We start from the raw sequence: 26,029 nt of genomic DNA, 5'->3' as shown, positions 1-26,029 counted from the left end.
GGCTGAGCGCGGCCGCGCGACGCCACGGCGGCTACGGCACCCACCCGGCGGTCCCGCGCACGATCCGCGCCGCGGCCCGTGACAGCGGCAACAGCCCCTCCGCGTCGACCTTGTCGAGCGTGTCGGAGGAGTCGACCAGGTACATGGGCGCGCTCAGGAAATGCACGAGCCGTACGCCTTCGGGATGGAAGAACGCCCCGTCCGTGGGCGGCATCGGCGAGAACACATCGGGCCTGAGGACATGCGAACGGCGCAGCCCCTCGGCGGCGATGCTCTGGTGCACCAGCTGCTCCAGAGGCGGCTCCTGGGTGGTGAACCACCAGCGCACCTCGGGATCGTCCGTCGGCTCGAGACCGCCGTCCCGCGGTACGCAGCGCAGGGCCGCGTGGTCCCGATGCATCTGGAGCACGACGTCCGGCAGCAGGTCCCGGTGGCGGTCGATGAACGCCCGGGTGCCGGCGGCGTGCACCATGTGTCCGGCGGTGAGCAGGAACAGCAGGTTGTGCGGCCGCTGTTCACGCGGAACGCCCGCCCAGTGGCGCGCGGCGGCGAGCACCAGCGCGATGCCGGTGCCGTCCTCGACGGCGGAGGCCCAGGGGGCATCGTGGTGCGAGGCGATGATCACCCAGTGGTCGGACGCACCCGGCAAGGTGGCCACGACATTGTGGCTCAGCGCGTCCGTGAGCCGGGAACTGCTGGTGAGCGTCCCGGTGCAGGGACCCTTGTCCATGAGGTCGAGCACCCGGCGGGTGTCCGATGGCCGCAGCCACAGACCGGGGATGGGCCGCTCGACGGCGTCGTACGGGACGTAGTAGTCGCGTGTCTCCCAGGGGAAGTCCAACGCCCCTACATATCCAGCGGACTTGGCGGCCAGCGCCGGCTCCACCACCTGGTTCAGACGGGGCCCGAACGGCAGCGTCTGCACCAGGGTGTCGAAGACGCCTTCCGGGTCGTACGAGGAGGTCGCGAGCGAGCGGACGTACGCCTGGGGCAGCTCGGTGAGCCGCAGCTCGTCGACCGCGAGGGCGCCGGGATGAGCGGGGGCGTCGGCGAGGCGGACCAGGGGCGCGGTGGTGCCGCGGCTGGGTGCGGTGAACGGCAGCGGGAACCCCTCGACCCTCAACTCACCGCGTCCCGAGGCCTCCTGGCCGTCGCGGCGGACGGTGAGCTCGGCCGAGCGCGGCACCCAGCGGGGCACACGCACCGGTTCGAGCTCGACATCGAGGCCGTACGCGCGCAGTTTGCGCGCCGCCCACTGCTCGGTCCAGGCGTCCGCCGGATATCCGGGGCGCCGGATGCCGCGCGCCACGATCGTACGGATCCACTCCAGCATCTCGTCGGTGCGCGGCCACTGGCTCATGACGGCTGTTCGACCCCCAGGCCGTCCACGACGACCGCGCCGGGCAGCTCGGCGAAGGCCTTGCCGGGCACGATCAGCTTGCCGCGCCGCCGCCCGCTGCCGATCAGTACGTACGGGGTGTCGACGACGGCGGCGTCGACCAACAGCGGCCAGTCGGCCGGGAGTCCGATCGGGGTGATCCCGCCGTACTCCATCCCGGTCTGACCGGTCGCGAGGCCCATCGGCGCGAACGAGGCCTTGCGGGCCCCGAGTTGACGCCGCACGACACCGTTGACGTCGACCCGTGTCCGCGAGAGCACTACGCACGCGGCCAGCGAGCTCTCGCCGCCGCGCTTGCTCGCGACCACCACGCAGTTCGCGGACCGGTCGAGCAGGCTCGCCCCGTAGTGCTCCACGAACACGGCGGTGTCGGCGATCGCCGGATCGGTGTCCACGTACAGGAACTGCTCGGCGGGCACGGTGCCGCGCCAGTGCCGTACGGCGTCGGCGACCGGGGCGGTCAGCTCGTCGAGGCAGTCGGGGGCGGGACGGGCGTTGTCGAAGTTGCCGATCGGTGCACGCATGACGGCAAGTTAACAGCCGTCCGCGGACAAGGTCAGTTGGCCGCCGGGATCTGGACTGCCATGGTCATCTCCACCGGTACGTCCCCCGCGTTGCGGTACGCGTGCGACACATTGGCCTCGAAGGAGGCGGAGGATCCGGCCGGAACGGCGTGCGGGGCGCCGTCGACGACGAGGGTGAGCTCACCGGCGGTGACATGGATGAGTTCGACGGTGCCGGACGGATGCGGGTCCGACGAGCTCTCGTCGCCGGGCATGAGCAGCCAGTCCCACAGTTCGAACGGGCCGCGCACCTCCGTGCCGACGAGGAGCTTGGTGTGACTGCCCGCGTCCGTCGACCACATCCGTACGACCTGGTCCTCGGACACGACCCGCACCTGCGGGCCCTGCTCATAGTCGAGCAGCGTGGTGATGGAGACGCCGAGCGCGTCGGCCAGCTTGACCGTGGTGCCGACGCTCGGGTTCGTACGGGCCTGCTCGATCTGGATGATCATGCCGCGGCTGACGCCCGCGCGGGCGGCGAGCGCGTCGAGCGTGTAACCCCGCTCGCCGCGCCAGCGCTTGAGATTGCGCGCGAGCGACTGGGTGAGCTGATCGAGATCCGACATTCCCGTCCCTAATCCGCGGTCGCGGCCACCACCCTGCACCCGGAGTCCAATATTTTAGATGACAGGGTCCAGTCCATTGAACTACGGTGTGGTGCACCAAATCGTTCAACACACTGTACTGCGAGGTTCCGTCATGACAGCACTGTTCGCTCTGGCCACCAGCTTGCTCTGGGGTCTCGCCGACTTCGGCGGCGGACTGCTGACCCGACGTATCCCCGCGCTGACGGTGGTGGTCGCCTCGCAGGCGATCGCGGTCATAGTGCTCGGCGCGGTCGTGATCGCGACCGGCGGCTGGACCGAGTGGGGGCCGCAGCTGTGGTTCGCGGTCGGGGCCGGACTCGTCGGCCCGGTGGCGATGCTCTCCTTCTACAAGGCCCTCGCCCTCGGCCCGATGGGTGTGGTCTCGCCGCTGGGTTCGGTGGGAGTAGCGGTGCCGGTCGGCGTCGGGCTCGTGCTCGGCGAACGGCCCGGACTGCTCCAGTACGGAGGGATCGCGGTGGCCGTCGTCGGGATCGTGCTCGCGGGCGGACCGCAGTTCCGTGGCGCACCCGTGCAGCGGCAGGCCCTGTTCCTGACCCTGCTCGCCGCGTTCGGATTCGGTGCGGTGATGGCTCTGATCGCCGAGGCCTCCACGACGCTGACCGGCCTGTTCCTCGCCCTGTTCATCCAGCGGGTGTCCAACGTCCTGGCCGGAGGCACCGCGCTGTACATCGCACACCGGCGGGGCATGGAAGTCCTGCCGCGCGGCGAAGGCATGCGGATGCTGTGGTCCGCGTTCCCGGCGCTTGCCTTCGTGGGCCTCGCCGATGTGGCCGCCAACGGTACGTACTCGATCGCCGCACAGAACGGTCCGGTGACCGTCGCGGCCGTGCTCGCCTCGCTCTACCCGGTGATCACGGCGCTCGCCGCGCGGGGTGTGCTCAAGGAGCGGCTGCGTGCGGTGCAGGCCGCGGGTGCGGGGCTCGCGCTGGTCGGCACGGTGATGCTGGCGAGCGGCTGATCACCGGGTCCGGTCAGGCACCCTGCGCGGGCTTCTCGTCCACCCACTCCGCAAGCGCAAGCAGCTCCTCGGAGGTCATCCCCGCCGGGATCGGCACCGGCGGGGGCGTCCGCAGCGGCGGCTGCCAGCCGGTGGCGGCCTCCCAGCGCCGTACGACACGGGCCGGCGCACCGGCCACCACCGAGTGGTCCGGTACGTCTCCGCGTACGACCGCACCCGCCGCCACGACGACATTGCGGCCGAGCCGGGCGCCCGGCAGGATCACCGCGCCCGTGCCGATCCAGCAGCCGGGGCCGATCTCGACGGGCTCCATCCGCGGCCACTGCTTGCCGACGGGCTCCAGCGGATCGTCGTAACTGTGGTTCGTGGACGTGACGTAGACATACGGGCCGAAGTAGCAGTCCGCGCCGATCGTCACCGTCGTATCGGCGATGACATGACTGCCGCGGCCGAGCACGACACCGTCGCCGATACGCAGGATCGGGTCGGGGCCGAGGTCGAGCTCGGGCATCAGTCCGGCGGTCAGGGTGACCTGCTCACCGACGATGCAGTGGTTGCCGAGTTCGATCCAGGGCTCGCCGAACACGGTGCCCTGCGGGAAGGCCAGCTTCGTCCCGGTCCCGATGCGGCGGAACTTCAGCTTGCCCGGCCGTTCGGCCGTGACGGCTCCCGACCGCTGCACCCAGCGCCAGCCGGCGTGCACGGTACGCGTGACCAGGCGGCGCCGGGCCGCGGCCAGCGATGAGAACGTGTTCCTGTTCGGCACCCGCACACCGTACTCATGCGCGCCCGCGGGCATGAGGGGCACGACCTGTGATCTTCACCGCTCCTCACGCCCTCGTGCACTCGGTGGGGCCTGGGCGGTCCGATTCCCGTGACGATCGCTCAGGTCGTGGGCAACCTCGCAGCGGCCGACCTCGCCCAGATCACCCGAGCTGTGAAGCGCCGGCTCAAGCAGATCCAGTACCGACCGGACATAGTCGACGGCTGCCTCGCTGGCACTGGCCTTGCCATCCAAGACTGACGAACCCAGGGAACGGCCGGCCTGATATATGGCCCTAAGATCACGGCGCCCTGCCGAACGCCTGTGCCCGACGAATTGAGTCAGCCCGTGAGCGACGACGTCCTGTCGATCATTCCAACCGATCCCCAGTGGCAGCCCGACCGGGTGGCGGCCGAGCGGACTGCCGCGCTCGCCGCGGACCTGGCTCCCAGCCTGCCCGATGGCGTGGAGGTCGAGATCGACGTCACCTGGCACGACACCCTCACCCCCGTCGACTGCGGCGGCAACCTGGAACGGATCGGCTGTCCGCACTGCGGCGCCTCGATCGACACCGAGTGGTACGCCGACCTGCTGGAAAGCGTCTGTGAGGACGGCTTCGCCACCCTGGCCGTGGAAGTGCCCTGCTGCGGCACCGACACGTCGCTGGATGTGCTGGATTACGACTGGCCGTGCGGCTTCGCCCGCTTCGAGATCGCAATCTGGAACCCCGAACGTGACTGGTTCGGCGACGAGGACCTGGTCGCTATCGGCGACACACTCGGGCACCCGGTGAAGCAGATCAGAGCCCACATCTAACTCAGGTCTCAGCCGGAACCAAGGCCAGCCGTCCAGCCCGACATCGCTCCTTCAAGTTCGGTAGCCAGCGGCTGCCCCCACCCTCAAGCGCGCACACAGCTGTCCCTTACCGTTCCCCTGGGCGCATCACGACTTGAGCAACAAGGAGCACGGCATGGCAGAGCGCGCGTTGATCGCAGGGGTCGGCGGCAGGAACCCCGAGGTGGACCCGGAGGCCTTCGCCGCCCCGACGTCCGTCGCCATGGGAGAGGTGACGATGAAGGCGGGCTCCAGCATCTGGTACCACGCGGTGCTCCGCGCGGACTGCGGCCCGATCGTGCTCGGCACGGACAGCAACATCCAGGACAACTGCACGGTCCATGTCGACCCCGGCTTCCCCGTCACCATCGGCGACCGGGTCTCGGTGGGCCACAACGCCACGGTGCACGGCTGCACGGTCGAGGACGACTGCCTCATCGGCATGGGCGCGACGGTGCTCAACGGCGCGGTGATCGGCGCCGGTTCCCTGGTCGCGGCCCAGGCCCTCGTGCCGCAGGGCATGCAGGTGCCGCCGGGCTCACTGGTCGCGGGCGTACCGGCGAAGGTGCGCCGGCCGCTGACCGAGGAGGAGCGCGAGGGCATCAAGCTCAACGCGGCGATGTACACGGAGCTGGCGAAGGCGCACCGCGCGGCGCACGAGGAGTCCGGCGCGTAGCGCACGGTCTCAACGGGCCGGCTGGTCCGCCGGACAGACGGCACCGTCGTCGGGCAGGGCCCCCTCGGTGTAGAAGGCGTCGATCTTCGCCTTGACGCAAGGAGATCCGTTGGCGCCGTGGCCCACCCCTTCGTAGGTCAACAGCACCGCGTCCAGCTTCTCGGCGGTCTCCTCGGCCCATACGTAGGGAGTGGCCGGGTCGACCTTTGAGCCGATCGCCAGGACCTTCGGCGCTCCGGGGCGGTCGATCTCGCGGAGGAAGCCGCTGCCTGCCGGCCAACCGGCACAGCTCGCCGCCTGCCCGTACAGGATGGGGCCGAAGTACGGCGCTTCCTTCGCCAACCGCCGTTGTGCCGCGGCGTCTTCGCGTGCCGGGTCGGCCGGACGGTCGGGGTCGTCCATGCAGTTGACGGCCAGCAGGGCTTCCCTGCCTCCGCCGCCGACGAGGTCGTCCATGGCCTGGTTGAACCCCGCGAGCGGCCCGGGGTCGCCGGACCGGGCCAGGGCCGCCAAGCCCTGCTCCAGGTCGGGCCAGGAGCCCTGGCCCAGAAGCGCGACCCAGATGGCGTTGCGCAGGTCGAGGTCGGTGAACTCCTTGCCCGCCGCCGTCCTCGGCGGATCCGCGGCGAGCCGTGTCGTCTGCTCGTCGACGAGCGCGCGGATCTGCCGCGGGGTGCGGCCGAGCGGGCAGTCCTCGCGTGCGGCACACGCGTCGATGAATGCGTCCAGTGCCTGCTGCGATGCCTTGGCCACGGCCAGTCCGTCGCGTTCCGCGGGGAGATCGAGCGTGTCCACGGCGTCCAGCACCATCCGCCCGGTCCGCCGCGGGAACAGCCCCGCGTAGACGGCGCCGAGCCTGGTTCCGTACGACAGGCCGAAGTAGTTGAGCTTCTTCTCGTCGAGCGCCTGGCGCAGCACGTCCAGGTCCCTGGCCGTCTCCAGGGTCCCGACATGGTCGAGCAGCGGCCCGGTCTCCTTGCGGCAGACGGCGCCGTACTCCTTCGCCCGGGCCACATCCCGGGCGAAGTCCTCCGGGCGCCCGCTGTCCTCCGCCAGTGCGCGCTCCAGGTCCTCCGCCGCGTCCGGTTCGCCGCAGCGCACCGGCGAACTGCGGCCGACGCCCCGGGGATCGAAGCTCACCAGGTCGTAGCGCGCCGCGATGCCGCCGGCGTTCTCGCGAAAGCCCGGCAGGCTGTCGACACCCGAGACACCCGGGCCGCCGAAGTTGAAGACCACCGCTCCCTTTCTCTGGCGCCCTTGTGCCTCGGTCCTGAAACGCACCAAGGCGAGCGTGAGCGTCGCGCCATCAGGGCGGGCGTAGTCGACGGGTACGGTCAGCCGTCCGCACTCCCTTCCGGCTGCGGTGGCGCCCTCGGCACTCTTCGGACCGTCCCCGCCCGCGCACGCATGCCAGGCGATGCGCTGGTGGTAGAAGCGCCCCAGGTCGGGCAGCGCGGGAGCGCAGCCCCCGACGGCCAGCGGACCGAGCAGCGTGAGCACGGCGCCGGCTCCCGCCGCACGCACGCGCCCGACCTGCATGAGCCGCCTTCCGGTAGTCGCCTGCGGCCAGGCTAAGCGGGGTCTTCGCCGGTCGCATTCAGGCCAGCCGGCCAGGGCTCCCGATCCCGCTCGGCCGCGCCCGTCACTCTCAGACCACGGCGCCGAAGGACCGGCGATACGAGCGCGGCGGCACTCCACGCCGCCGGACGAACTGTTCGCGCAGGACCGCCGCGCTCGAATAGCCCACCTGGTGGGCGATCTCCTCGACGGGAAGGTCCGTCGACTCCAGGAGCTCCTCCGCGCGCCCGAGCCGCAGGTCGCGCAGCCAGGCGTGCGGCGTGCTGCCGGTCGCGGCGGTGAAACGGCGGGCGAAGGTGCGGCGGCTCATCACGGCGCGCCGCGCCAACTCGGCCACGGGGAGCGGCCGGTGAAGATGCGCCCGGGCCCAGCCGAGCACTTCGGCGAGCCGCTCGTCCGCACCATCCTCGGGAACGGGAGCGGCCAGGTACTGGGCCTGTCCCCCGTCCCGGTGCGAGGGCAGCACCATGTCCCGGGCGACCGCGTTGGCCAGCGTCGCGCCGAACTCCCGCCGCAGCAGATGCAGACACAGGTCGAACCCGGCGGCGGCTCCCGCGCCGGTGATGATCCGTCCTTCGTCGACGTACAGCGCCCCGGCGTCGACGTCGATCTCCGGATGGCGCTCGGTGAGCAGTCCGGCGAACCGCCAATGCGTGGTCGCCCGAAGGCCGTTGAGCAACCCGGCCGCGGCCAGCGTGAACGTGCCGACGCAGTGCGCCGCCACCACGGCCCCGCGTCCGTACGCGGCGCGCAAGGCCTCCCGTACGGCGGGGCCGGGGGGTGTACGGAACTCGGCGCCGGGCAGGGCTAGCACCAGGTCGGCGGCGGCCAGCCGCTCGAGACCGTGCTCGACCGCGATCGGTACGCCCACGTCGGTACGGACCTGACCCGGCCGGTCCGCACACAGGGTGAACTCGAAGCCCGGCAACTCCGGGCCGTGCGGGCCGAAGACCTCACCGACGATGCCGACGGCGAGCAGGCCCGCGCCGGGCGGCACGTAGGCGGCGATGGTCCGGAAGGCAGGCATGCCGCAGTGTGGCACGATTCCTGCGATCGCTGGCATTGATGCCACTCGTGCACTGCCTCCCGGCCCGGCAGAGTTGGGGCCATGACAGACGCACCGCGCGGCCGCAGCGCCTCGTACACGATCCTGACCACCGGCTATGTGGGCTCCACCGGCCCCGGAGTCGCCGCGACCGTCTCCTACGTGACCGACGGGGACCGGCATGTGATCTTCGACCCCGGCATGGTCGCGGACCGCAACGACATCCTCGGTCCGCTCGCCGAACTGGGCCTTGGCCCCGAGGACATCACCGATGTGGTCCTCAGCCACCACCACCCGGACAACACCATGAACGTAGGCCTGTTCGGCCGGGCCCTCGTGCACGACCACAAGGTGGAGTACGGCGGCGACCAGTGGCGCAACCGCGACGCGGAAGGCCATGAACTCACCGCGTCACTACGGCTGATCCGCACCCCCGGGCACAGCCCCGAGGACATCACGCTCCTCGCGGGCACCGACACGGGTGTGGTCGCCTTCGCCGGCGACCTGTGGTGGCACGCCGACGGCCCTGCGGACGACCCGGTGGCCCCGGACCGCGAGCTCCTGCGCGCCTCCCGTGAGCGCGTACTGGCGGCGGCCGATGTGATCGTGCCGGGGCATGGCGGGGCGTTCAAGTCGCTGGAGAGCGTGGTGCGTTAGTCGGCAGCGGACTGCGGCCGTCAGCAGGTGGGGGGCGGCGTCAGTCGGCAGCAGACCGCGGTGCGTCAGCAGGTGGGGGCGGCGTCAGTCGGCCGAGGCCGCGTCCGGCGCCGGAGGGCGTCGTCTTCTGCGGACGGCCCACACCGCGCAGCAGGCGAGCAGCGCTCCGAGGGCGAGGCCCGCCAGTGAGAAGCGCGTGAGCCAGCTGCCGGCGGCCAGGCCCAGGTGGTAGACCACCCCGGTCGTCACGCCAGCCCAGAGCACCGCGCCGCACGCGTTCGCCGGGGCGAACTGCCAGTACGGCATGTGCAGGACACCCGCCACCGGTCCGGTGAAGATCCGCAGCACCGCGACGAAGCGCCCGAACAGGACGGCCCACACGCCCCATGTACGGAACGACCGCTCGGCGGCGGCGACTTGGGACGGTCCGAAGCGGCGGGGAAAACGGCGGCCGAGCCGCTCCAGGAGCGGACGCCCGCCGCGCCGCCCGAGCGCGAATCCGCAGAACGCGCCCGACGCCGCGCCCACGGCCGCCCCGGCGGCGAGCAGCCAAGGGTCGATCTCGCCGTACTGCGAAGCGAGCAGTGCGGCGGTGACGAGGATGACTCCGCCGGGCAGCGGGATGCCGATGCTCTCCACCAGCAGAATCGTCCCGACCAGGAGGTAGACGGCGATCGCGGGGACGGACGCGAGCCACTCCTGCAATGCCCGTTCCCTCCGGTCCACCTGCATCTGCCCGGCGGCACACTCCCCCTCGGTCCGTTCGGTACCGGACCCGGATATGCCGCCGGGCAGCCTACTGGATCACGCGGTGGCGGCCGCGTCCCAGAGGTCACACAGGTGGTCCTCGTCGACCGTCGTGCTCACCGCGAGCCCGCCGGCCGAGGCGGTGCGCAGGCTCAGGACCCGCCCCTCGGTGTGCGGCATGACCGGCCCGCCCTGGGCACGCGGCGGGGATCCATGGATGAAGGAGCCCCAGTACTGCACCATCTGCCGCGCCAGAACCTGCTGTTGAGCGTCCAGCGGAGTGGTCAGCCCGAAGTGCTTGAACAGGTACTGCACTTCGTTGACGTGGGTCGCCCCGAAGGGGAAGTCCGTCCCCAGCTTGCGCAGGGAGGCGAACGGCGGCGAGGTGCGGTCCGCGAACTCGTACGCGTAGACCTTGCCCCGCCCGGCGAGCGTCCGGTCGAGCCGCAGCGCCGTACAGGCCATCAGCTGGTCACCAAGCGCGGTGCCGTACGCGATCGTCGGCGAGGGGAAATCGCCGAGCGGATACCGGCGTTCGACCTCGGGGGCGAGCTCCGGGCCGAAGAGCTGCTCAAGCGCCTCGGGGTAGCGGTCGGCGGTCAGCGGGTTGCCGGTGACGTCGTACTGGGCGAAGGCGAACATCCGGCCCTCGTCCTGATTGGCGCCGTTCATCACCGGGATCCCGGCCGCCGCACCCGAGGCGAAGGCCTGGGTGGGCTGCTGCGGCAGGAAGTTCCCGCCGACGACGGCGGCCCAGCCGAAGCCGGCCTGCGCGGTGAGGATCTCCTGCGCCGACTTCCCCCGCAGACAGGCGAGTGCGGTCGCCGGGTCCGGGCAGCCCGCCTTCTTGGCGAAGGCCGCGCCTTCCGCCACGGCCTTGTCCCGCGTACGGGCCGCGCAGTCGTTGTACGCGCCGCTCTGGATGATGGCCGCCCGGTAGAGCCCCTTGGCGGTGGGCGAGGCGAGCTGGTTGCACACCGAACCGCCGCCGGCGGACTCACCCGCGATGGTCACCCGGCCCGGATCGCCGCCGAAGCGGCCGATGTTGGACTGCACCCAGCGCAGGGCCAGCTGCTGGTCCTGCATCCCGAAGTTGCCGGACACCCCGTCGCCCGCCTCGCCGTCGAGCCCTTCGGTGGCGAGGAAACCCAGCGCTCCGAGGCGGTAGTTGACCGTGACGACGACCGTGCCGGTCCGCTCGGCGAACTCGTCGGGCACGATGTCCGCCCCGGCGCCCGCCGTGAGCCCGCCGCCGTGCAGCCACACCATCACGGGCAGCGGGCGCTCGGACTCGGGCGCCTTGGGCGCCTTGGGCGCCTCGGGGACGTACACATTGACGTCGAGACAGTTCTCGGTGAGGCTCGGCCGCTCGTAGCCAGGGTCCCAACTCGCGCCCTGTACACAGCGGTTGCCGAACGAGGTCGCGTCGCGGACGCCGAGCCACGGCCGCACCGGCTGCGGTTCCTTCCACCGCAGCCGGCCGACGGGCGGCTCGGCGTAGGTGATGCCGAGGAACTGCCGTCCCGCGTCGGTGCGTTCACCGCGGACCAGGCCGCCGGTGGTGTGCACCACCGTGTCGTGGTCCGCTCGGGCCTGGGCGGGCCCGGCGGCGAGCACCGGGGTGCCCGCCGCGAGCACCGCCGCGACGAAGAGGCCGACTCGCCTGCGTATCGCGGAAATCCCCATGGTCACCGCCCCACCTTCGCCACGGTCCGCAGCCGCAGATCGCCGGCCGAGGCGCCGACCTGCACCGCGCGCCGCCCGGTACCGAGCACCCAGTCGTGCCGCTTGCCGTCCCACGAGGACAGCGACCGCCGCGCCACCTTGACCGTGACCCGGCGCCGCTCCCCGGCCCGCAGCGTGAGCCTGCGGTAGCCGGCGAGCGCCAACTCGGCCTGTTCGACGGAGAGTTCGGGCGAGGGGCCGACATACACCTGGGCTACGTCGACTCCGCTGCGCCGCCCCGTGTTGCGCACCGTGAAGCTCACCTCGAGCCCGCCGTCACCCTCGCGCACCTCGAGATCGCCGTACTGGAACGACGTGTACGAGAGTCCGTGCCCGAAGGGGAACAGGGACCGCTTCCCCTCGGCCGCGTACCACCGGTATCCGATGTGCACGCCCTCGGTGTACTCCTGGCGCCCGTTCACGCCCGGGTAGCGCACCGGGTCGCCGGCCGTCGGGTGGGTGGCGTCGTCGAGCGGGAAGGTCTGGGTGAGCCGGCCGCCCGGGTCGCAGTCGCCGAAGAGGACCGCGGTGGTGGCGGCGGCGCCCTCCTGGCCCGGGTAGTACATCTGCAGCACCGCGCCGGTCCGCGCGAGCCATGGCATCGAGGTGGCCGACGACGTGTTGAGGACGACCGTCGTACGCGGATTGACGGCCGTGACCGCCTTGATCAGCGCTTCCTGGTGCCCGGGCAGCGCGATGGTGGTGCGGTCCATGCCCTCGGTGGCGTCCTCGTACGCGAAGAGCACCACACTGTGCGCCCGCCGCGCGGCCCGTACCGCCTCGGCGACGTCCTGCGCGCGGGTCCGGGCGGTCACTCTGCGGATACGGAAGATCTGGCCCTTGTCTCCGCCCTTGGCGGTGATCGTCAGTCGGCGTCCGCCCTCGGCGACGTCCAGGGTCTTGCGGCGCACGGAGAGCCCGTCGGGCGCGGCGTTGATCAGTCCGCCGGAGAAGAACTCCCCGACCCCCGGAGCGAGCGGGAACAGCTCCTCGCCGTCCAGGTGCACCTTGGGCCGCTCGGCGCCGGAGTAGTGGATCACGAAGGTCCACTCCCCGGCCTCGTCGACGTCGAGTGTCCCGTCGTACGTCCAGGTCGCACCGGCCGCGACCCCCTGGCCCTCGGAGTCGAGCCCCGGGCTGAGCGAGCCCTTGGGGAGCGCCTTGCCGTACAGGTCCTCGCCCAAGGCGTACGAGACCTGCGCGCCGCGTCCGGCCCGTGCGCGGATCGCGTCGAGCGGGGTGTCGGCGTGGTCGGGGATGACGTGGGCGCTGCCGCCGCCGCTGACGAAGGGCTGCTTGCCGGTCGGGCCGATGACGGCGATGCTGCGGGCCGCGTGGCCCGCCAGCGGGAGGGTGCCGCGGCGGTTGTGCAGCAGGGTGGCTCCGGCCTTGGCGATCTCCAGGGCGGTACGGGCGCCTGCTGCTGCGTCACGGGCGGGACGCGCCCCGATGGAGCCGTCGAGGAGCCCGAAGCGGTCCATCACGGAGAGCAACCGGCGTACGGAGCGGTCGACGGCCGACTCGGGCACGCTGCCGCCCTGGACGGCCTTCTTCAGGGCGTCACCGAAGTAGATTCCGCCGGGCATCTCCATGTCGAGACCGGCGGTGATCGACTCGACGGTGCTGTGCGCGGCGAACCAGTCGGTCATCACCCAGCCGTCGAAGCCCCAGCGCTCGCGCAGGATGTCGGTGAGCAGTTCCTTGCTCTCGCACGCGAAGGTGCCGTTGACCTTGTTGTACGCGCCCATGACGGAGCCCGCCCCGGCGGCGATGGCGGCCTCGAAGGCACGCAGCTCGGTCTCGTGCATCGTCTGTTCGTCCGCGTACACGTCGATCGTGTTGCGGTCCTTCTCCTGATTGTTCATCGCGAAGTGCTTCACCGTCGCGACGAGACCCTCGTCCTGGATGCCCCTGATCTCCTCGGAGACCATGTCCGCACTGAGCAGCGGGTCCTCGCCGAAGGTCTCGAAATTCCGGCCCGCGTACGGGGTGCGGATCAGGTTGCACATCGGCGAGAGCAGCACATCCTGGCCGAGAGCGCGGCCCTCGTGGCCGATGACCTTGCCGTAGGCGCGGGCGAGGGAGGGGTCGAAGGTGGAGGCGAGCAGGACCGGGGCGGGCAGCGCGGTGGCCGGTTCCTTGACGCGGACGCCGGCGGGACCGTCGGCCAGGCGCAGCTCGGGGATCCCGAGGCGGGGCACTCCTGGGATGTAGCCGGCCTGGCCGAGGGCTCTGGGGTCGTCGGCGCCGTGCAGCAGCGAGATCTTCTCGTCGAGGGTCAGCCGGCCGATCAGCGCCTCCACCCGCGGGCCCGCGGTGCGGCCGGGGCCGCGGGTGGCGCCCGCCGCGTGCGCGGGCACCGCGACACCGGCGGTGGCGGCGGTGGCCACGGCGACCGCGGTACCGAACAGGCGCAGGGCGGAGCGGCGCGAGACGGGCGGGCGGGCAGGGCCTTCGGTCAGGGCGGCGTCCGTCGGTCCACCGGCGGTCGAGGCACTTGCGGGCATGAGCCGTCACTCCTTCTGTACGCGAAAAGGCGGTGCATGTACACGTGCCAACGGGCGGTCAGCGTTCGCTCTTTGAACGCAATAGACGCACTATGCGACAAGGGAGAGTTGACGAGCCGTCAGACACCACGGGTTACGCCGGGAAACGTATGACCGTCACTGACTCGTGTCAATAAGGTGAACGGAAAACTAAAAACGCGCCCGCTGCGGGGTGGAATGCAGCGGGCGCGTCGGCGCGGAGAGGCCCTCGGGAGAGGGCCTGCGTTCAGGTGTTGAAGAGCTTCAGCCGCTTCAGCTGTTGGGGCGCAGGGTCCAGACGACGGTCATCTCGCCCGTGACGGCGCCGTCTTCGCGCTGGATCTCGATCGCGACGGGGAACTCGGGGCGCTTGCCCTCGTCGAGCTCGGCGACGACCTCCGCCACCGGGCGGCCCAGCGTCGCGGTGGCCGTGACCGGCCCCATCGCGAGCTTCTTGTACGCGATGTCGGCCCGCACCGCGAGCGGCACCGCGCGCGAGAGCTGGTCACCGAAGGCGGCGAGCACGATCGCCCCGCTCGCGGACTCCCCCAGCGTGAACATCGCGCCGGCGTGCGGACCGCCGACGTGATTGTGGAAGTCGCCCTGGTCCGGCAGCGAGACCACGGCCCGCTCGGGGCTGGTCTCGCCGAACTGGAGGTTCAGGGTGCGTGCCATCGGGACGGTCGCGGCGAGCATCTCGCCGATCGACATCTGCTCTGTGCTCATGAACCGGATGTTACCGACCGGTAAGCGTGCTTGACCATACCCTTCTTCCGCACAGTCGGGCGTAACGGTGTGCTGTGTGCCGAGCTCGTCACAATCGGGGGCGGCCGTGGCCACCCCTGGGCCACCCCTCTATCGTTAGGCGCCATGTGGCCAGGACAGCAGCCGCCCGGGGGCGAGCAGAACCCGCAGGACGCCAACCAGAATCCGTACCAGCAGCCGGGGTACCAGCAGCCGAATCCCTATCAGCAGCCGGGATTCCAGCAGCCGAACCCTTATCAGCCGCCGGGCTATCCGCAGACCGGTGAGCAGCAGGGCTACCAGCAGCCGGGGCCGGAGGCGTGGAACGCCCCGAGCCTGGCCGGCGGCCCGCAGCCGCCGCAGGGCGGTGGCAGCGGTGGCGGTGACCGCACCAAGCTCGTCGCGATCATTGCCGCGACGGCCGTGGTGGTCGCGGCAGGCGTCACCGGCTACCTCGTGCTCGGCAAGGACGACGACAAGAAGTCGGACACCGCCAAGGGCGGGGACAAGACCTCCTCCGCGCCCAAGAGCCCGTCCCCCTCGGCTTCCGAGGAGGACAACCCGCGCGGTACCGGCTCCACCGTCGACCCGGTGATCCCCGGCTGGAAGGTCGTCGTCAACCCCAAGCGGGGTACGGCCTTCGACGTGCCCGCGGACTGGGAGGTCGACTCGCCCTCGATGATGGTGGGCTTCGAGGACGTGAAGAAGCCCGACGAGATCGCGCCGCTGATCATCATGTCCGCACCCGCGTACTTCAAGAAGACCTGGTGCGAGTCGGACGACGACAAGGACGGCAAGAAGGACTCCACGCCGCTTGCCACGGCCGGCACCAAGGGCTCCAACGGCGCCAAGAACTTCGACGACATCATCCTCAGCGACGCACCCCGGTGGGTCTACGGCGGCTACACGCAGCCGGACAAGAAGAGCATGACGTGGGACAAGAAGGGCACGCCCTTCACCACCACGTCCGGTGTCAAGGGCGCCTACGGCTGGGCCCGTTCGAAGAACACGCCCGACAAGGGCAAGTGCGCATCGGATGGCAAGGCGATCACGTTCGGGTTCAAGAACTCCGCGGATGACTTCGTCTCCTGGAGCCTGCACGCGCCCACGGGCGTGGAGGGCGAACTGACCGACGAGACGATCATGAAGATCCTGGGCACGGTCCGCCTGGCGGGCGACCCCACCGAGACCGACTGATCACGCCACCGCGCCTCCGCATGCCCCTCGCCCCGGCGTGCGGAAATGCATTTGGCCACCGAGCGGGCGGACAGGGATAGTTCCGGAGTGAATCAAACCCCGGCCCCGTCCGCCCGCTTCTCTCTGCCTTCCTGGGCCGGGCGCAACTACTCACTGCTGACCGCGGCCGCGGTCGTCACCAATCTGGGCAGCCACGGCGCGCTGATCGCGGCGGCGTTCGCCGTGCTCGACAACGGGGGCGACGGCGGTGACGTCGGGCTCGTCGCCATGGCGCGCACCCTGCCGCTCGTGCTGTTCCTGCTGATAGGCGGCGCGGTCGCGGACCGACTGCCGCGGCACCGGGTGATGGTCGCGGCCAACGCGCTCAACTGCCTCTCGCAGGCCGCCTTCGCGGCCCTCGTGCTCGCGGGCGAACCACAGCTGTGGCAGATGATGCTGCTCACCGCGCTCGGCGGCACAGGACAGGCCTTCTTCAACCCGGCCGCCGAGGGCATGCTCCTGTCCAGCGTCAAGGGCGAACAGGCCAGCCGGGCCTTCGCGATGTTCCGGATGGCGATGCACGGCGCCGCGATCGGCGGTGCGGCGCTCGGGGGCGCGATGATCGCCGCCATGGGTCCCGGCTGGGTGCTCGCGGTGGACGCGGCGGCCTTCGCGGTGGCCGGTGCGCTGCGGGCGTTCCTCGACGTCGGCAAGGTCACGGACCGCGGCAAGGGCGGCGGCATGCTGGCCGATCTGCGGGAGGGCTGGCAGGAGTTCATCGGGCGGACCTGGCTGTGGACGATCGTCGCGCAGTTCTCCGTGGTGGTCGCGGTGGTCGGCGCCGCGGAGGCGGTGTACGGGCCGCTGGTAGCCCGCGACGAGCTGGGCGGTCCCGGCCCCTGGGGTCTTGCGCTTGCGGCGTTCGGCGCGGGCACCGTGGGCGGTGCGGTGCTGATGATGCGCTGGAAACCGCGGCGGCTGCTCTTCGCCGGATCGCTCTGTGTCTTCCCGCTCGCGCTGCCCTCGGCGGCGCTCGCCGTGCCGCTGCCGGTGGCGGGGCTCGCGGCCGTGATGTTCGTGAGCGGGGTCGCGATCGAGGTGTTCGGCGTCTCGTGGATGACGGCTCTGCACCAGGAGATTCCCGAGGAGAAGTTCTCGCGGGTGGCCGCCTACGACTGGTTCGGTTCGATCTCGATGGTGCCGCTGGCCACCGCCCTGGCGGGTCCCGCGGAATCGGCCTTCGGGCGGACTCCCGCGCTGTGGGGGTGCGCGGTGCTGGTCGTGGTGGTGACGGCGGCGGTGCTCTTCGTCCCCGACGTACGGAATCTGACGCGGCGCACGGGGACGGTCGTCGCACAGGGGTCCGCGCCCGTGGTCCCGCAGTCGGCCGATGCCCAGGGGTCCGGACCGGCGGTCCCGGCGCCGGCCGGGGCCGAGGGGCTCGGACCGGCGGACCTGGAGTCGGCCGATGCCGCGGGACCCGCGCCGGCGGTCCCGGAGTCAGCCGATGCTGAACGTCCCGCCGGGCGGCTCGGGTGATGCCACCGCGTCGGCCTCCTCGACCGGCTTCGCGCCGTCGATGAAGCGGACCAGCGCCTGGCCCTGCACCACGCGCGCGGGGAAGGCGTCGGCGGCGGTGCGGCGGGCCAGCTCAGCGGTGTCCAGTTCGTGGTGGGCGGCGACGAGGACCGCGTTGCCGAAGCGGCGGCCGCGCAGGACGCCGGGCTCGGCGATCAGCGCCAGGTGTCCGAACACCGCCTGGAACGTGGCCAGTTGGGACCGCAGGAACGTGAAGGGCGCACCGTCCGCGAGGTTCGCGAGGTAGACGCCGCCGGGGCGCAGCACACGCTCGGCCTCGCGGGCATAGCCGATGGTCGTCAGATGCGCGGGCACCCGGGAGCCGCCGAACACATCGGCCACGAGCAGATCCGCGCAGGTGTCCGCCGCGGATTCCAGCCAGCCGCGGGCATCGGCGCCGTACATCCGTATCCCCGCGTCCTCGGCCACCGGCAGCTGCTCGGCGATCAGCGCGAGCAGCCCCTGGTCGGCCTCGACGACATGCTGGCGCGAGCCGGGGCGCGTCGCCGCGAGATAGCGGGGCAGCGTCAGCGCACCGCCGCCGAGGTGGACGGCGTCCACCGGTCCGCCGTCGAGGGAGTCGATGGCGTGGGCGAGCCGGCGCGCGTACTCGAACTCCAGATGCGTCGGATCATCGAGATCGACATACGACTGGGGCGCGCCGTCGACGGTCAGGAGCCAGGCCCGTGGCCGGTCCACATCGGGCATCAGCTTGGCGACACCATGGTCCACGGTGCGCATCACGGGTATCGGCTCGTCCACCGCTCCATTGTGCCGGTCGGGGACCTTCGCCGGGCCTCGGCGACGGGGTCCGCACACCGTTCGGGGTGCGGCTCCGGCTCTCAGTCCTGCCAGAGACTCCTGACCTCGGCCACGTGTGCCGCCGCCTGGGCCAGTCCCGAGCGGGCGGCGGGTGCGCGGCGGGCCGGGTCGAGCACGTTGCGGCCGAAGGTGCGGCGGGCCTCGCGGGTCGGGGTGATCAGCACGACCTTCGAGCCGGCGGCGGCGAGCTTCGCCGCCTGGGCCCGGGGCGTGGGCAGCGGCCCGCCGCCCATCGCGATGGGCGCGACGATCAGGACCTTGGCGTAGCCGGCGGCCAGCGCGGCGTTGGCGGAGGAGTGCACACCGCCGTCGATGTAGCGGCGTCCGTCGATGGTGATGGGCGGCCACACCCCGGGCACGGCACAGCTCGCGGACACCGCGTCGACCAGGCCGACTCCGCTGTCGCGGTCGAAGGGCGCGAGCTCACCGGTCGTGGCGTCCACCGCGGTGACCACGAGACGGCGGTCGGCGGGCCAGTCGTGCGAGAGCAGCCGCTGGGCGATCACCTCGCGCCGGTCCTCCGCGGGCGCCGTGCTGAGGGCCGAGGCCATCTTGCCCATCCGGATTCCGTACGCCTTGGCGTCACGGGAGCGCACGACTCCCCAGGCGTACCGGGCGATCATCGCGGGGCCCATGGTGGCCGGGATCTCGCCCTTGGGGTCGACGAGTTGGCGCTCGTACAGCTCGTCGAGCGACAGCACTCCGGACGTCAGCTGAGCTCCGACGACGGAGCCCGCCGACGTCCCCACGACGAGGTCGGCTCCGGTCGGGTCGACGCCGGCGCGGGCGAGTCCGTGCAGGATGCCGATCTCCCAGCCGATGCCGGTGAGCCCGCCGCCGCCCAGTACGAGTGCCGTGTCGCCCATGGATGCCCCATCTCCGTATCGCCGACTGTGCTTCCCGTTCTGCCTACCGAGGAGTATGCAGAGCGGGCGCCGAAATGTGCACCAGGGTCTGTCGCCTGCCTCAGGCGGGAAGCAGCCGTCCCCAGCCGCGCTCGACCGAGCGGCGGCAGCGGGCGGGCTCGTCTCCCGCGCTGGTGAACAGTGCGGTCAGCAGGGGCACTCCATGCGTGAGCGCCTGGTGCGGCAGGGGGCCCGTGGCGACGAGTGAGGCGAGTCCATGGCCGATCGTCCAGCTCTGTGTGGCCAGTTCCAGGGGTTCGACCCCGTCGCGGAAGCGACCGTCCGTCTTGGCCCGGTCGACGGCGCGGACCAGGCGGTCAAGGGTTGCGTCGGCGGCGCCGGCGTCCTCGAGGTCGAAGCCCGCGTCGAACATGACGCGGTAGAGATCGGGGTTCTCCAGGGCGTTGGCCAGGTAGGCGGCGCCCAGCGCGGCGAGATCGCGCACCGGGTCCGCCGACGTCTTCACGGTGGCGAGCCGGGCGGCCAGGCGCGTGAAGCCTTCTTGCCGCAAGGCCTGCCACAGGCCGTCCATACCGCCGAAGTACGTGTAGACCGCCATGGTCGACACCCCGGTCCCGGCGACGAGGGTGCGGAGGGTGACCGGCTCCCTGGCGCTCAGCATGTGTGCGGCCCGGTCGAGCAGCAGGGAGCGGACCGCCGGATCCTTCGTCCTCGCCATGACTCCACATTACATAGCGTCGCTATGTTTTGATGGATACCGACCCTAGGTCGGCAGCGCCGAGCCGGCGCCGACAGGAAGAGGCCGTTCATGTCCGTGACGCTGATCAACCCCGAAGGACTGCCGAAGCCCGAGGTCTACCGGCAGTTGTCGGTCGCCACCGGATCGAGGCTGGTGTTCCTGGCCGGGCAGGTCGCCCGTGACGCCGACGGCAGGCCCGTCGGCGACGGAGACCTCGCCGCCCAGGTCGAGCAGTGCTACCTCAATATCGCCACCGCGTTGGCCGGGGTCGGCGGTTCCTTCGACGACGTGGCGAAGCTGACCGTCTACGTCGTCGACTGGAACCCCGAGAAGATGCCGCTGCTGGGCGAAGGCGTGAGCCGGGCGGCCGAGAAGCTCGGCGTCGATCCGGTCAAGCCGATCACCCTGCTCGGTGTCGCGGCGCTCGGCGAACCGGACCTCCTGGTCGAGGTCGAAGCCACCGCGGTCCTCGAGTAGCCGCACCTCGGCGAGCAGCCCTAGACCGCTTCGCCGCGCGGAGCCGGCGGCTTGGGTGCCGAGGCGACGGGCTCGACCGACTCGACGGGCCCGACCGGCTCTACCGACTGGACCCCCACGGGGAACGCGAGCCGGACCGAGAGCCAGGCGAAGACCGGGCCGAGCGCGTTCATCGCGATCACGCAGACCCAGGCCGACCAGGCGTTGCCCGCGTCGTATCCGAAACCGCCGAAGAAGGTGGCGAAGTAGGAGGCGAAACCGAAGAACATGCCGGGGATGAGAGAGAACAGCGGCAGGCGGCCGGTGTACATCAGGGTCGTGTTGACGACGAGGATGCACAGCGCGGCGAAGAAGTTGCGGGCCAGCTGGCTCTCGCCGAAGGCGGTGCCCGCGTTGGTCTCCAGGAGCACGATGATCAGCGCGAATGTGGAGCCCATCGGCATGGCGCACCAAAGGCGTTTGGCGTTGGCGAGGTTGGGGCCGCCGAGCAGGAAGGTGCCCGCCCAGGCGATGAAGATCGCCCACGGGGGCAGATGCAGGGCGTTGCCGCCGATGAACGCCGTGGTCGCGGCGAGCACGGAGGCCACGATCTCGTGCGGTATGCGTTCGCGCATCACCGTGGCGGGAGCGGCGGTCACGGGAGCCGCTTTCGTGTCGGTCATGTCTCAGGCCTCCAAGGCGCGCAGGGGGACGGTGAGTTCCGAGCTGTACGTGGAGCGGGCCACGATCCGGCCCGCCTTGATCACTGCGGTGCGTACGGGCCGTTCCAGCAGCACCGCGTCGTAGTCGCGGGTGTCGACGATCACCAGGTCGGCTCGCGCGCCCACGTGGACGCCGTAGTCGGTGAGGCCGGCGACGCGGGCCGCGTCGTGGGTGACGAGCCGCAGGACGCGGTGCAGGTCCAAGGGCCCGGACAGATGCGCGAGGCGGGCGAGCAGCAGCGCCGTGTCGAGCAGGTCGCCGGTGCCGTACGGGGTGAAGGCATTGCGGATGTTGTTGTTGGAGCAGGCCATGAGCACGCCCGCGTCCCAGAGGTCGCGGACCGGTGTGATCGCGCGGCGTACCGCCTGTTCGTCGTTGCGACCGCCGAGGAAGAGGTCCGTGGCCGGAAGCGGGACGATCGCCACCCCCGCCTGGGCCAGGTCGGCGGCGACGGCGCGGCGTTCGGCGGGCGGCAGCGCGCCGAGCGAGGTCACATGGCCGAGTGCCACGCGGCCGCCGAGGCCGCGGGCGGCCGTCTGTTCGGCGATGAAGCCGGCGAGGGCGAAGCGCGGATCGGAGGCGTCGTCGGAGAAGTCGCAGTGCATATCGGCGGGCACGCCGTATTCGACGGCGAGGTCGAGGACGAGTTCGATGTGGCGTCTGCAGTCCGCCAGGTCCTTCTCCGCGTACGTGCAGCCGCCGACCACATCCGCTCCGGCGTCCAGGGACTTGCGCAGCAGGGTGTGGGTGTCGGGGGCCTTGAAGATCCCCTCCTGCGGGAAGGCGACGATCTGGATGCCGACCAAGTCGGCCCAGGCGGCCCGTAGTTCGAGCATCACCTCCAGGCCGGTCAGGCCGGCGATCGGGTCCACGTCCGGGTGGGCGCGTACCGTCGTGGTTCCGTTGCGTACGCACATGGCGAGGACTTGTTCGGCCCGGGCGCGCACGCTGTCGTGGGTGAACTGCCGCTTGAGCTCGCCCGTGACGCGGATCGCGCCGTCGAGGGTGCCGGTCGGGTTGGGGCGGATGGCGTCGAGCAGCGCCTTGTCCGGGTGCAGATGCGTCTCGACCAGGCCGGGGAGCAGCACCCGGCCCTCGCCGTCGAACACTTCGGCGCTCTCGGGCGCGGTGAGGCCGGGGCCGGTCTCCTCGATCCGGCCGGCTGCGATGCGTACATCGGTCGGGTCCGGTGCGTTCTCGACGCGCACGTCGCGGAGCAGCAGGTCCGTCACGGTTCTCTCCTTGGCTGCGGGAGGTTCCGGCGTGTTCACAGCTCGCCGGGGAAGTCGGCCTTGCGGATCAGGCAGTGCACGCCTTTGACCTGGTCGACCACCTGCGAAACCTCGAAGTCCGCGGCGGCACTCAGATAGGCGTATGCCGTCTGCCGGTCCATGCCGGTGGTGGCGGTCAGGAAGGCGAGTGCGGCGCGTACGCAGTGACTCATCGCCTCGTCGAGATCGGCGTCGAGTCCGATCGCGATCCAGTGTGTGGCGGTCTCGGCGAACGGTTCACCGGCCAGCCCCTGGACACTCCGGGCCGCATCTCCTCGTATCAGCGAGAGCCGGAAGGTGGCCCGCAGCGGCGCCTCGAACGCCGTGAGGGCCACCTCGCCGTTGCCCTGGGCGAAGTGCGGATCGCCCGCGTAGAAGCCGGCGCCCTCGGCTTGTACGGGTAGGTACAAGGACGATCCGCACGTCAGGTGTTTGACGTCCAGGTTGCCGCCGTGGACGCCAGGGGGAATCGAGCTGAGCGGGGTGCCCTCGGTGCCGTCCGCGACGCCCATGATCCCGGCGAAGGGGCCGAGCGGGAAGCGGGCACTGGAGGTGTCGGTGTACCGCAGGACGCCATGCTCGGACTCGTCCACCGTGCAGAAGGCGTTGACGGTGCCGGTCGGGCCGCGCAACAGGTCGGGCCCTGTCAACTCGGCACTGTCGTCGGGGAGTTCGCCGGGCAGGGCGCCTCGGGTGTGGCGGTTGGCGACGATGCCGTAGTGGGCGCGCCGGTGCAGCGAGAGGGTTTCCACTCGCAGCAGGTCGCCTGGCGCGGCCCCGCGTACCGCGACCGGGCCGGTGACGATATGCGGTCCTGGCAGCACCTCCTCGTCACGTCCCAGATCGGACTCGGCGATCTCGCGGGCATCGGCGAGGACTTCGTGGGCCCGCACGCCGAACTCGCCGAAGAACGCGACCGGATCGCGGCCTTGGTCGGGGAGGATCCCTTCGTGCGACACGAGATCGACGGTGAGGGTCTCGCCGTCGGCCACGGTGAGGACGGGTGCGCTGCCGGCATGCGGGAGTTCGCCCCAGCGTGCCGTCTTGGCCGTCGTACGGAGATGGTGCGCGCCGTCGACGGGAAGGCCGGCGGGGATGCGGGGCGCGGCGGTGCCGAGGGGCGTCGAGGTCACGGTGGTGGCGCTGAAGGGCATCGGGGGTCCTCTGCGTCCGGTGGGGTGCATGGGCTGTGCGGAGTGCATGGGCCGTGCGGGGTGCATGGGCCGTGCGGAGTGCATGGGCCGTGCGGGGTGCGTGGGCTTGTGTCGGCGTTGTCAGTGGGCGCCGATAGCCTTGATAGGGCTCGGCCCCCGGGAGGGAGGGGTCTGTCCGGCCCACTCGGCCAAGCGCCCCGAACCACATCCGCCGTGTTACGTCTCCACTGCCGCCGCGTTGCGATCGACTCGGGCGCGGGCGGCCACGATCCGGGTGCCGGTGCGGCCGGCGAGCGCCTCGCCGAGCGCGGCCGGTGAGGTGATGAGGACGCTGGCCCCGCCGCCTGCGAGGAAGTCGAGGGCGGCACGGATCTTCGGGCCCATGCTGCCCTCGGGGAACTGCCCGTCCGCGAGGTGCCGTTCGGCCTCGGAGACGTCGAGGCGGTCCACGGAGCGCTGACGGGGCGTACCGAAATCGAGGGCGATCCGCTCTACGCCTGTCGTGATGATGAGTTCCCGCGCGCCGAGCGCGCGGGCGAGCAGCGCCGAGGTGGCGTCCTTGTCGACGACGGCCTCGACGCCGCGCAGTGAACCGTCGGGAGCCGCCACCACCGGGATACCGCCACCGCCTCCGGCGATCACCACGTGACCAGCGGCGAGCAGGGCGGCGATCGCGTCCTCTTCCACGACCAGGCGCGGTGCGGGGGACGGTACGAGACGGCGCCAGCCACGGCCCGCGTCCTCACCGATGGACCAGTCGTGCCGGGTGGCGAGCCGTTCGGCCTCGGCCCGCGTGTAGTGCGTACCGATCGGCTTGGTGGGGCGGGTGAAGGCCGGGTCGGCCGCATCGACGACCGTGTGGGTCAGTACGGCGACGGGGCGGACGCCGGCCGGCAAGACGCCGGAGAGGCCGCGGGCGAGGATGTAGCCGATGCTGCCCTGCGAGTCGGCTACGCACATGTCCAGCTCGAGCAGCGGGAGTTCGGGGGCGATCTCGGCCACCAGGTCGGAGCGGCGCTTGATGAAACCGACCTGCGGACCATTGCCATGCGTGACGATCACGCGGGCGCCGGCGCGCACCAGAGCGGACACGGGGGCGGCCAACTGCCGTGCGGCGTCGAACTGTTCGTCGATGGTGGCCCGCCTGCCACCGCGCAGCAGCGCGTTGCCGCCGATCGCGAGCACCGTGGTGGGCCGGTCGGAGTGGAGCGGAAGCGGCGGTACGGGTGTGCGGACCGCGGGTTCTTCGGGCATGTCAGGACGATAGAAATGCCCGCGCCGAGGGTCATGGGCATCCCATGCCAGTAGCGGGCGGGGCCTGTTGACGTCGGCTGACAGTGTGGCCGGGCAAGGGGCGGCGCGTGAACCGCGAGGAGGCGACGCGTGAGGCGGAAGGGGGGCGGCGCGTGAGGCCCAAGGGGGCGGCGCGTGAGGCGCAAGGGGGCTGCGCGTGAGGCGCAAGGGGGCTGCGCGTGAGGCGCGAGGGCGCGCGGACAGGTGTGTCCGCGGCCCGTTCCGGGCCAGAAGTCCCGGCCAAAGAATCGTATACAGTCTTCTGTCCGCGGCGTTTACAGTCCATGAACTCGCGCCCATAGTGGCCAGCATGGCCGGTTCCCCAGTGCTCGCCAGACCCACCGCCCCCGCCTCGGCCCTGACCGTGGCACAGGCGCTGGAGCTGCCCGCGCTTGCGGGCGCGCGCCTGGTGGCGGGGCACGCGGGGGCGCCGCATCCGATCCGGGTCGCCAACATCATGGAAGTGCCGGACATCGTCCGCTGGATGCGCGGCGGCGAGTTCCTGCTCACCACGGCCTATGCGGTACGTGACGACGAACGCGCCCTTGCCGCGCTCGTCCCGGAGATGGACCGGCGCGGGCTCGCCGCGCTCGGGGTCAAGGTCGGCCCGTATCTGCCGGTGCTCCCCGAATCCATGCTGCGGGCGGCGGACGAACTCGGCTTCCCGATCGTCGAGTTGCCCGGCGAGGTGATGCTGAACGACATCCTCTCCGAGGTCATCGGGACCGTGCTCAACCGTCAGGCGCTGAGCCTCGAGCGCACCCAGGCCCTGCGCGAACGCCTCTCCCAGGCGGTGCTCAACGGCGGCTCACAGCGCGAACTCGTCGTTCTGCTGGCCCACGAGACCGGCTGTCCCGCCGCCGTACGCGCCGTCGACGGCACCGTACTGGCGGCCGCCGGCGCGGTCCCCGACCGTGTCCCGCCGAGCGTCACGCGGCCGATCACCGTGGGCGGCCGGCCGCTCGGCGAGGTGGCCGTATGGGGAGACGGCTGCCGTACGGCGGACACCGAACTCGCCCCGGCCGTCGAGCACGTGGCCAGCCTCGCCACGATGCTCCTGGTGCAGGAGCGCGCGCTGGCCGAGCGCGAACGCCGCTACCGCACGCTGCTCCTGACCGCGCTGGTCTCC

Annotated in this window: 25 protein-coding genes and 1 pseudogene; 9 read left to right on the top strand and 17 right to left on the bottom strand. The window is 71.4% G+C overall.

Going from position 1 to position 26,029, the window contains the following annotated elements; translation table 11 throughout:
• Positions 1 to 31 precede the first annotated feature (31 nt).
• Genes ABT367_RS25510 through ABT367_RS25500 form a run of 3 tightly spaced genes read right to left on the bottom strand, consistent with a single transcriptional unit; the run spans position 32 to position 2,528 of the window.
• Positions 32 to 1,360 (bottom strand): M28 family peptidase, encoded by a 1,329-nt coding sequence (locus ABT367_RS25510; protein ID WP_352255418.1) that lies wholly within the window; start codon positions 1,358 to 1,360, stop codon positions 32 to 34.
• Positions 1,357 to 1,923 (bottom strand): YbaK/EbsC family protein, encoded by a 567-nt coding sequence (locus ABT367_RS25505; RefSeq protein WP_352255417.1) that lies wholly within the window; start codon positions 1,921 to 1,923, stop codon positions 1,357 to 1,359. Before ABT367_RS25505 ends, ABT367_RS25510 begins: the two co-directional genes overlap by 4 nt.
• Before the next feature lie 32 nt (positions 1,924 to 1,955).
• The gene (locus tag ABT367_RS25500; protein ID WP_352255416.1) at positions 1,956 to 2,528 is read right to left on the bottom strand and encodes a helix-turn-helix domain-containing protein; all 573 of its coding nucleotides are present in this window, start codon (positions 2,526 to 2,528) and stop codon (positions 1,956 to 1,958) included.
• A 133-nt stretch (positions 2,529 to 2,661) separates the two neighbouring features.
• Between ABT367_RS25500 and ABT367_RS25495 the strand changes: the two genes are divergently transcribed.
• On the top strand, positions 2,662 to 3,528 hold the full coding sequence (locus tag ABT367_RS25495; protein WP_352255415.1) for a DMT family transporter: 867 nt from the start codon (positions 2,662 to 2,664) through the stop codon (positions 3,526 to 3,528).
• A 13-nt stretch (positions 3,529 to 3,541) separates the two neighbouring features.
• On the opposite strand, the gene ABT367_RS25490 is transcribed toward ABT367_RS25495, so the two are convergent.
• The gene (locus tag ABT367_RS25490) at positions 3,542 to 4,327 is read right to left on the bottom strand and encodes an acyltransferase (protein ID WP_352255432.1); all 786 of its coding nucleotides are present in this window, start codon (positions 4,325 to 4,327) and stop codon (positions 3,542 to 3,544) included.
• A 93-nt stretch (positions 4,328 to 4,420) separates the two neighbouring features.
• On the opposite strand from ABT367_RS25490, the pseudogene ABT367_RS41485 reads away from it, so the two are divergent.
• The 3 genes and pseudogenes from ABT367_RS41485 to ABT367_RS25480 form a co-directional block, all read left to right on the top strand.
• A pseudogene (locus ABT367_RS41485) lies at positions 4,421 to 4,552 on the top strand (IS630 family transposase); the annotation flags it as partial.
• 87 nt (positions 4,553 to 4,639) lie between these two features.
• Positions 4,640 to 5,107: a hypothetical protein gene (locus tag ABT367_RS25485; protein WP_352255414.1), complete on the top strand. Its 468-nt coding sequence runs from the start codon at positions 4,640 to 4,642 to the stop codon at positions 5,105 to 5,107.
• 154 nt (positions 5,108 to 5,261) lie between these two features.
• Entirely contained in the window at positions 5,262 to 5,801 is a 540-nt protein-coding gene (locus tag ABT367_RS25480) for a gamma carbonic anhydrase family protein (RefSeq protein ID WP_352255413.1), read from the top strand.
• A 9-nt stretch (positions 5,802 to 5,810) separates the two neighbouring features.
• On the opposite strand, the gene ABT367_RS25475 is transcribed toward ABT367_RS25480, so the two are convergent.
• On the bottom strand, positions 5,811 to 7,340 hold the full coding sequence (locus ABT367_RS25475; RefSeq protein WP_352255412.1) for an alpha/beta hydrolase: 1,530 nt from the start codon (positions 7,338 to 7,340) through the stop codon (positions 5,811 to 5,813).
• Positions 7,341 to 7,449: 109 nt separating this feature from the next.
• Positions 7,450 to 8,406 carry a GlxA family transcriptional regulator gene (locus tag ABT367_RS25470; RefSeq protein WP_352255411.1) on the bottom strand — a complete coding sequence of 319 codons (957 nt, stop codon included), beginning with the start codon at positions 8,404 to 8,406 and terminating at the stop codon, positions 7,450 to 7,452.
• A gap of 81 nt (positions 8,407 to 8,487) precedes the next feature.
• Here ABT367_RS25470 and ABT367_RS25465 point away from each other — a divergent pair, with 81 nt between their 5' ends.
• The gene (locus ABT367_RS25465; protein WP_352255410.1) at positions 8,488 to 9,081 is read left to right on the top strand and encodes an MBL fold metallo-hydrolase; all 594 of its coding nucleotides are present in this window, start codon (positions 8,488 to 8,490) and stop codon (positions 9,079 to 9,081) included.
• 84 nt (positions 9,082 to 9,165) lie between these two features.
• On the opposite strand, the gene ABT367_RS25460 is transcribed toward ABT367_RS25465, so the two are convergent.
• The 4 genes from ABT367_RS25460 to ABT367_RS25445 form a co-directional block, all read right to left on the bottom strand.
• The gene (locus tag ABT367_RS25460) at positions 9,166 to 9,813 is read right to left on the bottom strand and encodes a DedA family protein (RefSeq protein WP_434975532.1); all 648 of its coding nucleotides are present in this window, start codon (positions 9,811 to 9,813) and stop codon (positions 9,166 to 9,168) included.
• 72 nt (positions 9,814 to 9,885) lie between these two features.
• A complete protein-coding gene (locus ABT367_RS25455; RefSeq protein ID WP_352255430.1) occupies positions 9,886 to 11,514 on the bottom strand; it encodes a carboxylesterase/lipase family protein in 1,629 nt (542 codons plus the stop codon).
• Between the two features lie 2 nt (positions 11,515 to 11,516).
• Complete coding sequence (locus tag ABT367_RS25450) at positions 11,517 to 14,060, bottom strand: beta-glucosidase family protein (RefSeq protein WP_352255408.1); 2,544 nt, start codon at positions 14,058 to 14,060, stop codon at positions 11,517 to 11,519.
• 291 nt (positions 14,061 to 14,351) lie between these two features.
• On the bottom strand, positions 14,352 to 14,789 hold the full coding sequence (locus ABT367_RS25445; RefSeq protein ID WP_352255429.1) for a DUF4442 domain-containing protein: 438 nt from the start codon (positions 14,787 to 14,789) through the stop codon (positions 14,352 to 14,354).
• A gap of 159 nt (positions 14,790 to 14,948) precedes the next feature.
• Between ABT367_RS25445 and ABT367_RS25440 the strand changes: the two genes are divergently transcribed.
• A complete protein-coding gene (locus tag ABT367_RS25440) occupies positions 14,949 to 16,019 on the top strand; it encodes a hypothetical protein (protein WP_352255407.1) in 1,071 nt (356 codons plus the stop codon).
• A gap of 45 nt (positions 16,020 to 16,064) precedes the next feature.
• A complete protein-coding gene (locus ABT367_RS25435; RefSeq protein WP_434975531.1) occupies positions 16,065 to 17,537 on the top strand; it encodes an MFS transporter in 1,473 nt (490 codons plus the stop codon).
• Here ABT367_RS25435 and ABT367_RS25430 read toward each other — a convergent pair.
• The 3 genes from ABT367_RS25430 to ABT367_RS25420 form a co-directional block, all read right to left on the bottom strand.
• Positions 17,499 to 18,338: a spermidine synthase gene (locus ABT367_RS25430; RefSeq protein WP_352255405.1), complete on the bottom strand. Its 840-nt coding sequence runs from the start codon at positions 18,336 to 18,338 to the stop codon at positions 17,499 to 17,501. The genes ABT367_RS25435 and ABT367_RS25430 overlap by 39 nt on opposite strands.
• 80 nt (positions 18,339 to 18,418) lie before the next feature.
• The gene (locus ABT367_RS25425; protein WP_352255404.1) at positions 18,419 to 19,264 is read right to left on the bottom strand and encodes a patatin-like phospholipase family protein; all 846 of its coding nucleotides are present in this window, start codon (positions 19,262 to 19,264) and stop codon (positions 18,419 to 18,421) included.
• Positions 19,265 to 19,364: 100 nt separating this feature from the next.
• The gene (locus tag ABT367_RS25420) at positions 19,365 to 19,982 is read right to left on the bottom strand and encodes a TetR/AcrR family transcriptional regulator (RefSeq protein ID WP_352255403.1); all 618 of its coding nucleotides are present in this window, start codon (positions 19,980 to 19,982) and stop codon (positions 19,365 to 19,367) included.
• A 90-nt stretch (positions 19,983 to 20,072) separates the two neighbouring features.
• Here ABT367_RS25420 and ABT367_RS25415 point away from each other — a divergent pair, with 90 nt between their 5' ends.
• Positions 20,073 to 20,480, top strand: coding sequence for a RidA family protein (locus tag ABT367_RS25415; RefSeq protein ID WP_352255402.1), 408 nt, complete (start codon positions 20,073 to 20,075; stop codon positions 20,478 to 20,480).
• A gap of 20 nt (positions 20,481 to 20,500) precedes the next feature.
• On the opposite strand, the gene ABT367_RS25410 is transcribed toward ABT367_RS25415, so the two are convergent.
• The 4 genes from ABT367_RS25410 to ABT367_RS25395 all read right to left on the bottom strand — a co-directional run bounded on the left by ABT367_RS25410 (position 20,501) and on the right by ABT367_RS25395 (position 24,861).
• Positions 20,501 to 21,142 carry a DUF1097 domain-containing protein gene (locus ABT367_RS25410; protein WP_352255401.1) on the bottom strand — a complete coding sequence of 214 codons (642 nt, stop codon included), beginning with the start codon at positions 21,140 to 21,142 and terminating at the stop codon, positions 20,501 to 20,503.
• 3 nt (positions 21,143 to 21,145) lie between these two features.
• A complete protein-coding gene (locus ABT367_RS25405; protein WP_352255400.1) occupies positions 21,146 to 22,414 on the bottom strand; it encodes an amidohydrolase family protein in 1,269 nt (422 codons plus the stop codon).
• A 35-nt stretch (positions 22,415 to 22,449) separates the two neighbouring features.
• Positions 22,450 to 23,607, bottom strand: a complete 1,158-nt coding sequence (locus tag ABT367_RS25400) for an acetamidase/formamidase family protein (RefSeq protein WP_352255399.1) — start codon at positions 23,605 to 23,607, stop codon at positions 22,450 to 22,452.
• Between the two features lie 216 nt (positions 23,608 to 23,823).
• The gene (locus tag ABT367_RS25395; RefSeq protein WP_352255398.1) at positions 23,824 to 24,861 is read right to left on the bottom strand and encodes a carbamate kinase; all 1,038 of its coding nucleotides are present in this window, start codon (positions 24,859 to 24,861) and stop codon (positions 23,824 to 23,826) included.
• Positions 24,862 to 25,210: 349 nt separating this feature from the next.
• On the opposite strand from ABT367_RS25395, the gene ABT367_RS25390 reads away from it, so the two are divergent.
• Positions 25,211 to 26,029: PucR family transcriptional regulator ligand-binding domain-containing protein (locus ABT367_RS25390; RefSeq protein ID WP_352255397.1), on the top strand; the 819-nt coding region annotated here is incomplete at its 3' end.

The sequence above is a fragment of the Streptomyces mesophilus genome, from assembly GCF_040300965.1.
GTDB classification, from domain to species: Bacteria; Actinomycetota; Actinomycetes; order Streptomycetales; family Streptomycetaceae; genus Streptomyces; species Streptomyces mesophilus_A.
The sequence above is the reverse complement of the archived record's forward strand: the minus strand, read 5'-3'. Positions and strand labels throughout refer to the sequence as shown.

Bases quoted from the DNA above. Each gene is read 5' to 3' on its own strand.
- ABT367_RS25495 (WP_352255415.1), top strand. From the start codon at position 2,662: ATGACAGCACTGTTCGCTCTGGCCACCAGCTTGCTCTGGGGTCTCGCC.
- ABT367_RS25505 (WP_352255417.1), bottom strand. From the start codon at position 1,923: ATGCGTGCACCGATCGGCAACTTCGACAACGCCCGTCCCGCCCCCGAC.
- ABT367_RS25480 (WP_352255413.1), top strand. From the start codon at position 5,262: ATGGCAGAGCGCGCGTTGATCGCAGGGGTCGGCGGCAGGAACCCCGAG.
- ABT367_RS25400 (WP_352255399.1), bottom strand. From the start codon at position 23,607: ATGCCCTTCAGCGCCACCACCGTGACCTCGACGCCCCTCGGCACCGCC.
- ABT367_RS25445 (WP_352255429.1), bottom strand. From the start codon at position 14,789: ATGTCGATCGGCGAGATGCTCGCCGCGACCGTCCCGATGGCACGCACC.
- ABT367_RS25435 (WP_434975531.1), top strand. From the start codon at position 16,065: ATGCATTTGGCCACCGAGCGGGCGGACAGGGATAGTTCCGGAGTGAAT.
- ABT367_RS25460 (WP_434975532.1), bottom strand. From the start codon at position 9,813: ATGCAGGTGGACCGGAGGGAACGGGCATTGCAGGAGTGGCTCGCGTCC.
- ABT367_RS25490 (WP_352255432.1), bottom strand. From the start codon at position 4,327: ATGCCCGCGGGCGCGCATGAGTACGGTGTGCGGGTGCCGAACAGGAAC.
- ABT367_RS25510 (WP_352255418.1), bottom strand. From the start codon at position 1,360: ATGAGCCAGTGGCCGCGCACCGACGAGATGCTGGAGTGGATCCGTACG.
- ABT367_RS25470 (WP_352255411.1), bottom strand. From the start codon at position 8,406: ATGCCTGCCTTCCGGACCATCGCCGCCTACGTGCCGCCCGGCGCGGGC.
- ABT367_RS25420 (WP_352255403.1), bottom strand. From the start codon at position 19,982: ATGGCGAGGACGAAGGATCCGGCGGTCCGCTCCCTGCTGCTCGACCGG.
- ABT367_RS25465 (WP_352255410.1), top strand. From the start codon at position 8,488: ATGACAGACGCACCGCGCGGCCGCAGCGCCTCGTACACGATCCTGACC.
- ABT367_RS25475 (WP_352255412.1), bottom strand. From the start codon at position 7,340: ATGCAGGTCGGGCGCGTGCGTGCGGCGGGAGCCGGCGCCGTGCTCACG.
- ABT367_RS25395 (WP_352255398.1), bottom strand. From the start codon at position 24,861: ATGCCCGAAGAACCCGCGGTCCGCACACCCGTACCGCCGCTTCCGCTC.
- ABT367_RS25415 (WP_352255402.1), top strand. From the start codon at position 20,073: ATGTCCGTGACGCTGATCAACCCCGAAGGACTGCCGAAGCCCGAGGTC.
- ABT367_RS25440 (WP_352255407.1), top strand. From the start codon at position 14,949: ATGTGGCCAGGACAGCAGCCGCCCGGGGGCGAGCAGAACCCGCAGGAC.
- ABT367_RS25410 (WP_352255401.1), bottom strand. From the start codon at position 21,142: ATGACCGACACGAAAGCGGCTCCCGTGACCGCCGCTCCCGCCACGGTG.
- ABT367_RS25425 (WP_352255404.1), bottom strand. From the start codon at position 19,264: ATGGGCGACACGGCACTCGTACTGGGCGGCGGCGGGCTCACCGGCATC.
- ABT367_RS25450 (WP_352255408.1), bottom strand. From the start codon at position 14,060: ATGCCCGCAAGTGCCTCGACCGCCGGTGGACCGACGGACGCCGCCCTG.
- ABT367_RS25500 (WP_352255416.1), bottom strand. From the start codon at position 2,528: ATGTCGGATCTCGATCAGCTCACCCAGTCGCTCGCGCGCAATCTCAAG.
- ABT367_RS25455 (WP_352255430.1), bottom strand. From the start codon at position 11,514: ATGGGGATTTCCGCGATACGCAGGCGAGTCGGCCTCTTCGTCGCGGCG.